Below are 6,423 nucleotides of genomic sequence, written 5' to 3' on the forward strand. Positions count from 1 at the left end.
CCCGGTCAACCACGCCGCTCCACCACTGGATCGGTCACTTGAGCAGCCACTCTTCACGGTCAGACTTCCGGCGAATGACCGCCGTTCCACAACCGGCTGCTTCCGCGCCATTCACCAGGTGCTCCCATGTGCGTGATCGGGATGGCCGGGACGTCAGGGTAGGCGGCAACCACGTCAGGGAGCAGATCGCCTGAGCCCACACCGAGACGATCGAGCAGGAACTGGATCAGCGTGAGGAGGCCAAAGGTGCGGTTGTAGTCTGCACGCACGGCGTCGAGGTCCGGATGTCCTCCCGCCGCCGGCAGCTTCGGGGTGATGGCGTGCACCCTGTTGAAGAAACGTCCGTGGTGAGCACAGGTGTTCCGCACGACATTGAGCACCTTGAGCCAACTGCCGAGCTGCGGTGCACGCAGCAAACAAGCATCAGCGACCACCTCCTGCACGCGATGCGGAGCGAACTCGAACAGGCGACTGAGGCTGCCCCAGTCCAACAGTTCGACAGCCGCCCACACGGGAATCTGCCCGCCGTACTTCTGCTTGTGGTGGGCAACGAAGTCCTCGCGCGAGCGGCTGAGAGATTCGTTGTAGCGCCGCAACCACTTCGTGTGGGCATCACCACGCCGGGCGACTGGACCCAAGAAGGCGGTATCCAGATGGGCACTCGGATCGACGCGCCCCAGTTCGTGTCCAAGGAGCGTACGGATTGCGAGCTCGATCGGCATGAGCGCTTCAAACGTTGCGCCTCGCAACTTGGCGTCGAACTCATAGAGCTCAACGACTTCGTCGAATCTGGTGCCTGGATAGAAGTCGTCAGCCCGGCCGTCCTCTCGCTGAACACGGAAGGGGTACCAGTAGCCACTGAGTCGGTAGTAGTTCACCCTTGCTAAGGTCTTGGCAGCAGCGGCGCGGTCTTCGACGAGCATGCCGCGCCTGAGCAGGATGTCCACCTGTTCGTCGTAGGTCTTGTACGACTTCAGCCGCTCCGCCACACGCCACCGCCCCCGGAAAAAATGAGGACCGGCCCTGGACCTACCGAAGTAGGCGGAACCGGTCTTAGTAGTCAAGAGTATACGCGAGCCGACGCTCACCTTCAACGCCTGAAGTCGGCGCTCGGCACGAGCACCTCCACCCACCAGAGGGACCAGGCGTGCGTCAGATGCAAGTGCGGAGCGACAGCCCATCTACCATCTGCACGGAAAACTATCTCTGACCAGCGGTTTTACACATTGAACCTGAACTCGACCGCGTTCAGGCACGTACCAAACCTCTCGACCCGAGAAGTCAGTCACCAGCCGCTACGCACTCGCGAAGCTCGGCCTCTTCCTCATCACGAAGCCCTGCCAGCCTCGCCCCTTCCCGTTCTCCCTCGTACCGCAGAGCCGACGCCAGCGTCTCCCTCAACGGGCGAACCTGCAGGCCGGCTTCGTAGGCCGCCGCACAGTCGAGCAGCGCAACGTTGCGCCATGGCTCACCGGGCACCCACAGGGGCAGCGACTTCGGCCCCATCCAGGGGTTCACGCCGCACGCGAGAAGCTGCTCGTCGGCGAGAGGTCGCGCCGTCGCCTGCGATCCGGTGAGCTCGCGGGAGATCGCGAACACCTCCGCCAGGGTAGTGGCGTGACCAGTCGCGTTGAAGGCCCCCTGCCGAGCATCCTCTGCAGATCTGACGATCCAGCCGGCCAGGTCCTCCGCATCGATCATGGCGATCGGGAAGGTCGGGTCCGGAACGATCACGTCATCGCCGGTGGGGTGAGCGAACCGCCACGGGTAGTAGCCGCTGCGTGCGGTCTCGTCGCCATAGCCTGCGATTAGGCCGGGACGCACGATCAGCACCGGCCCTTCGGCAACACGGTAGGCCGCTTCACAGGCGGACTTGGCAGCCGGATACTGCTCCATGCTCTCCATGCAGTCGGCATCGAGCGGGGCGACCACGGGATCAGACTCCGCAGAGACGTTCCCCTGATGCTCGTACACACTGCTCGAGGACACGAACACCCGGTGCTCAGCATCGAGCGTCGCAACCGCGTCGCGCGCATGCCTCGGATGACTCGTCAGGTCGACGACAGTGCCCCAGGACCGACTGGCGACCTTGTCGTAGGCATCGTCTCGGTCACGATCAGCCGCGACGAAATCAACCCCGGCGGGCGGTTCCCCTGTACCTCGAGCAAGACAGGTGACGCGATGCCCCCGCTCGAGCGCAATACGCGCGATGTGCCGTCCGAGAAAACCCGTCCCACCGAGCAGCAAGATGTCCATGTCGTCAGCCTTGCATGACGACACCTGCCGACGCGAGCGGCTCCGCTCACAGCACCACGAGACGAGAGTCAGATGTGAGAGCGGAACTACGCCCCATCTACCATTTGCACGCAAAACCGCTCTTGACCAGCGGTCTTACACATTGAACCTGAACTCCACCGCGTTCCGATGGAAAGGGCCATGATGCGGCCACGTGCCCCTAGCTCATGCCCGATACACCCGAGGACGCGCCAGCCAGAGCCCGCCCCAGGTCATCCACCGAGTTCATGGTGTTGCTGAGCACGACCACGCCCCGCGCACGGCCGGGACAAAGACTCATCCAGCTGCTGAAGCCACCAGTCATGCCGTTGTGCCACACCAGTGAGTCCTGGTCGATATGCCAGCCGTAGCCGATGCGAAGACCGCCGTCGACGACAGCGGCCGGTTCCATCGCACTCGCACCAGGCGCAGTGCCGTCCAGCAGCGCCTGGAGGTATCGGGTCATGTCAGCGAGAGTCGATCGAACACTTCCACTGGGCGCTTCAGCACCCAAGGTCCAAGGCGCAGACCGCCTCCCCCACATGACCGAGTAGCCGCGCGACGCATCGGCTGGAAGCAATTTTGGATCTGATGGGACGAAGGTGTCGACCATACCCAATGGCGCGAACAACCGTTCCTCGAGCAGCCGCGGGAAATTCGTCCGGGCTTGGCAAGCCAGCGCCTGGCCGAGCAAGGAGTACCCGAGATTGGAGTAGGCATACTCCTTCGGCCCCACATTCGACCGTCGCGCGTCCGCGATCAGACGCTCGAGAGTCACAGACGCGCTGGGGTCATGCACGAGCAGGGGCCAGAGCACAAGACCAGAGATGTTGCGGCACGTCCTTGCCATGCCAGGCAACCCGCTTGTGTGCGTGGCAAGCTCTTCAAGCTTGATGCCAGCTGCCTCGCTTCCCTCCAGGTCAAGGAAGGCCCCCAACTGGGATCGTCGGCCGATGTCACCGCGCGCCACCATGTCGGCAAAGACCGAAGCCGTCATCGTCTTGGTGATCGAACCGATCTCGTACTGCGTGTGCCGATCGGCACCAAAATGCGCTTCACGGACCACGCCCTTGTCGATCACCGCAATGCTGGCCCGATCTCGAGGCCCGCGTGAACGTCGAAGAATCTCCTCGGCTTCGCGGACCAGCCAGGAACTACCAGATGACGGGCTGCACAGTTTCGGAGTCCTGACTCGGGCGAAGACCTCGAAACCCGCCGCCCCCGCCACCACCAGGCCCGCCCCGACAGTCAGCCGTCTATGAGAGTTCACGCAACCTGCAAAGGCTTGATCCCGGCCACCTGATCAGCCACTCGGTCCTCGGCCAGTTCGAGCTCATACCGGCTCTGCAGGTTGAGCCAGAACTGCGGCTCCACCCCGAAGTACCGCCCCAGCCGGAGCGCCGTGTCGGCCGTGATGGCCCGCTTGCCGTGCACGATCTCGTTGATCCGCCGCGGGGGGACGCCGATGGACACGGCGAGCTTGTGCTGTGTGATGCCGAACCCCTCGATGAAGTCCTCCATCAGGACCTCGCCCGGATGGATCGGCGCGTAGAGCTTCTCAGTCATGGTGCACCTCAGTGGTAGTCCTCGATGATCACGTTCTCCGGGCCAGCCTCGGTCCACACGAAGCAGATCCGCCACTGATCGTTGATCCGGATGCTGTGCTGACCCTTGCGGTCACCCTTCAACGCTTCGAGGCGATTCCCCGGAGGGACCCGAAGCGAGGCGAGAGACACGGCAGCGTCCAACTGATGCAGCTTTCGGTTCGCCGTCCTATGGATCCTCGGATCGATCCTCGGCACCCGCTCACGCAGCCATACGAGCTCCGTGTCGCGGTCGCCGAAGGATCTGATCACCACTCAACAGTGCCAGACATGACGCGATGCGTCAATAACGTCAGACGTTAAACCTGAACTCCACCACGTCGCCGTCCTGCATGACGTAGTCCTTGCCCTCCAGGCGCGCCTTGCCGGCCTCGCGGGCCGCCTTGACCGAGCCCAGGGCCACCAGGTCGTCGAAGCTGATCACCTCGGCCTTGATGAAGCCCTTCTGGAAGTCGGTGTGGATCACACCGGCGGCCTCGGGGGCCGTGGCGCCCTTGCGAATGGTCCAGGCGCGGGCCTCCTTCGGCCCGGCGGTGAGGTAGCTCTGCAGCCCCAGGGTGTCGTAGCCAACGCGCGCCAGCACGTCCAGGCCGGGTTCGTCGACGCCGGACTCCTCCAGAAATTCCCGGGCCTCGTCCTCGTCCATCTCCACCAGTTCGCTCTCGAACTTGGCGTCCAGGAAGATCGCCTCGGCCGGCGCCACCACCTCGCGCATCCGCTCCTTGAGCGACTCGTTGGCCAGCTCGTCCTGGTCGCAGTTGAAGACGTAGATGAAGGGCTTGGCGGTGAGCAGCCACAGGTCGCGCAGCAGCTCGGTGTCCATGCCCGACTTGAAGATGGTGGTGCCGGAGTTCAACACCTCGACGGCCTTCGCCATGGCGTCGAGCTTGGGCTTGGTCTCCTTCTTGATCCGCGCCTCCTTCTCGACGCGCGGCAGGGCCTTCTCCAGGGTCTGCAGATCGGCCAGGATCAGCTCGGTGGTGACGGTGTCGATGTCATTGCCGGGGTCAACCTTGCCGTCCACGTGGGTGACGTCCTCGTCGACGAAGACGCGGGTCACCTGGCAGATGGCGTCGGCCTCGCGGATGTTGGACAGGAAGGCATTGCCCATCCCCTCACCTTGGGAGGCACCCTTCACGATTCCCGCGATGTCGACGAAGCTCACCGTGGCGGGCAACAGGGCCTTGGAGTCGTAGATCTTCGCCAGCTCCGCCAGCCGCGGCTCGGGCACCCCCACGACGCCCACATTGGGCTCGATGGTGGCGAACGGGTAGTTCGCTGCCAGGACGTTGTTGCGGGTCAGCGCGTTGAACAGCGTTGACTTGCCCGCATTGGGGAGACCGACGATTCCGATGGTAAGTGCCACGTCGCACAAGCCTAGTTCCTCCGCGCCCGCGGCACCCAACCGTGAACCCGATCACAGCGGCCGAACCTGCGGCGACTTCCCGAAAACCATTGTCCCTCCTCATACAGGGCCGGCACACTGTGGTCATGGAGACTCTCACGATCACCGACCTCCCCGACGAGACGGTGGCTGAGCTCGAGACGCGCGCGGCCAGCACCGGGCTCTCGGTAGAGGACTACGTGCGAGGCCAGCTGATCGACCTGCACCACCGACCCGACCTTGACGTGTTGCTGGAACGGGCTGCAGAGCGGCGCGAGCGGCTCGGACTGAACCTCGACAACGCAGATATCATTGATGATCTTGCCCAGGATCGCCGATGATCTGGGCGTGAGCACCCGGAGGAGCCTCAACACCGCCCGTTGTTTGGCATGCTCGTTGGATAACTCCGTCACCATACATAGGCGCGGGATACTCTGTCCCAGTACATGTACATGCCGATTCCCCCGGAGGCAGTGCAGGCACCACACGGATTCCTTCCGCCGCCATTCTGGGTGATGACTCAACCTGTTGCGATTTACGGAGGAAGACAAGTGACTGAAGCGTTCATCCCGCCGGCCAAGCCGATTGTTGGCGAGGAGGAGATCGAGGCCGTCACGCGTGTGATGCGTACCGGCATGCTGGCCCAGGGCCAGGAGGTGGCTGATTTCGAGGCCGAGTTCGCGGCGCAGTTCACCCCGGGCCGTCAGGCCGTGGCCGTGAACTCCGGCACCTCGGCCCTGCACATCGGTCTGCTGTCCGCGGGCATCACCGCGGGCGACGAGGTGATCGTGCCGTCGTTCACCTTCGCGGCGACGGCGAACTCGGTGGCCCTGACGGGTGCGACCCCGGTCTTCGCGGACATCGATCCCCAGACCTTCTGCCTGGACCCGAAGAGTGTCGAGGCGTCGATCACGGACAAGACCAAGGGCATCATGCCGGTGCACCTGTACGGTCACCCGGCCAACATGAAGGCGCTCAAGGAGATCGCGGACAAGCACGGCCTGCTGCTGTTCGAGGATGCCGCGCAGGCGCACGGCGCGTCGCTGGATGGTACTGCGGTGGGGTCGTGGGGCACGTTTGGTGCGTTCTCCCTGTACCCGACCAAGAACATGACCTCGGGTGAGGGTGGCATGATCACCGTCGCGGATGCCGAGGTGGAGC

Annotated in this window: 8 protein-coding genes; 2 read left to right on the top strand and 6 right to left on the bottom strand. The window is 63.9% G+C overall.

What is annotated here, in order from left to right; all coding sequences use genetic code 11:
* Positions 1–59: 59 nt before the first annotated feature.
* The 6 genes from AAEX60_RS13570 to ychF all read right to left on the bottom strand — a co-directional run bounded on the left by AAEX60_RS13570 (position 60) and on the right by ychF (position 5,244).
* On the bottom strand, positions 60–989 hold the full coding sequence (locus AAEX60_RS13570; protein WP_342104098.1) for an Abi family protein: 930 nt from the start codon (positions 987–989) through the stop codon (positions 60–62).
* A 292-nt stretch (positions 990–1,281) separates the two neighbouring features.
* Positions 1,282–2,256 carry an NAD-dependent epimerase/dehydratase family protein gene (locus AAEX60_RS13575; RefSeq protein WP_342104099.1) on the bottom strand — a complete coding sequence of 325 codons (975 nt, stop codon included), beginning with the start codon at positions 2,254–2,256 and terminating at the stop codon, positions 1,282–1,284.
* 199 nt (positions 2,257–2,455) lie between these two features.
* Positions 2,456–3,355, bottom strand: coding sequence for a serine hydrolase domain-containing protein (locus AAEX60_RS13580; RefSeq protein ID WP_342104100.1), 900 nt, complete (start codon positions 3,353–3,355; stop codon positions 2,456–2,458).
* Between the two features lie 185 nt (positions 3,356–3,540).
* On the bottom strand, positions 3,541–3,840 hold the full coding sequence (locus AAEX60_RS13585; RefSeq protein WP_342104101.1) for a HigA family addiction module antitoxin: 300 nt from the start codon (positions 3,838–3,840) through the stop codon (positions 3,541–3,543).
* An 8-nt stretch (positions 3,841–3,848) separates the two neighbouring features.
* The gene (locus AAEX60_RS13590) at positions 3,849–4,133 is read right to left on the bottom strand and encodes a type II toxin-antitoxin system RelE/ParE family toxin (RefSeq protein ID WP_342104102.1); all 285 of its coding nucleotides are present in this window, start codon (positions 4,131–4,133) and stop codon (positions 3,849–3,851) included.
* 37 nt (positions 4,134–4,170) lie between these two features.
* The gene (ychF, locus tag AAEX60_RS13595) at positions 4,171–5,244 is read right to left on the bottom strand and encodes a redox-regulated ATPase YchF (protein ID WP_342104103.1); all 1,074 of its coding nucleotides are present in this window, start codon (positions 5,242–5,244) and stop codon (positions 4,171–4,173) included.
* Between the two features lie 125 nt (positions 5,245–5,369).
* Here ychF and AAEX60_RS13600 point away from each other — a divergent pair, with 125 nt between their 5' ends.
* Both AAEX60_RS13600 and AAEX60_RS13605 read left to right on the top strand, forming a co-directional pair.
* Positions 5,370–5,603, top strand: coding sequence for a FitA-like ribbon-helix-helix domain-containing protein (locus AAEX60_RS13600; RefSeq protein ID WP_342104104.1), 234 nt, complete (start codon positions 5,370–5,372; stop codon positions 5,601–5,603).
* A 210-nt stretch (positions 5,604–5,813) separates the two neighbouring features.
* Positions 5,814–6,423 (top strand): DegT/DnrJ/EryC1/StrS family aminotransferase (locus AAEX60_RS13605; protein ID WP_342104105.1); only part of this gene is annotated, 610 nt, incomplete at its 3' end.

Source organism: Luteococcus sp. H101 (assembly GCF_038433155.1).
Lineage (GTDB): Bacteria > Actinomycetota > Actinomycetes > Propionibacteriales > Propionibacteriaceae > Luteococcus.

Bases quoted from the DNA above. Each gene is read 5' to 3' on its own strand.
- AAEX60_RS13585 (WP_342104101.1), bottom strand. From the start codon at position 3,840: ATGACTGAGAAGCTCTACGCGCCGATCCATCCGGGCGAGGTCCTGATG.
- AAEX60_RS13600 (WP_342104104.1), top strand. From the start codon at position 5,370: ATGGAGACTCTCACGATCACCGACCTCCCCGACGAGACGGTGGCTGAG.
- AAEX60_RS13575 (WP_342104099.1), bottom strand. From the start codon at position 2,256: ATGGACATCTTGCTGCTCGGTGGGACGGGTTTTCTCGGACGGCACATC.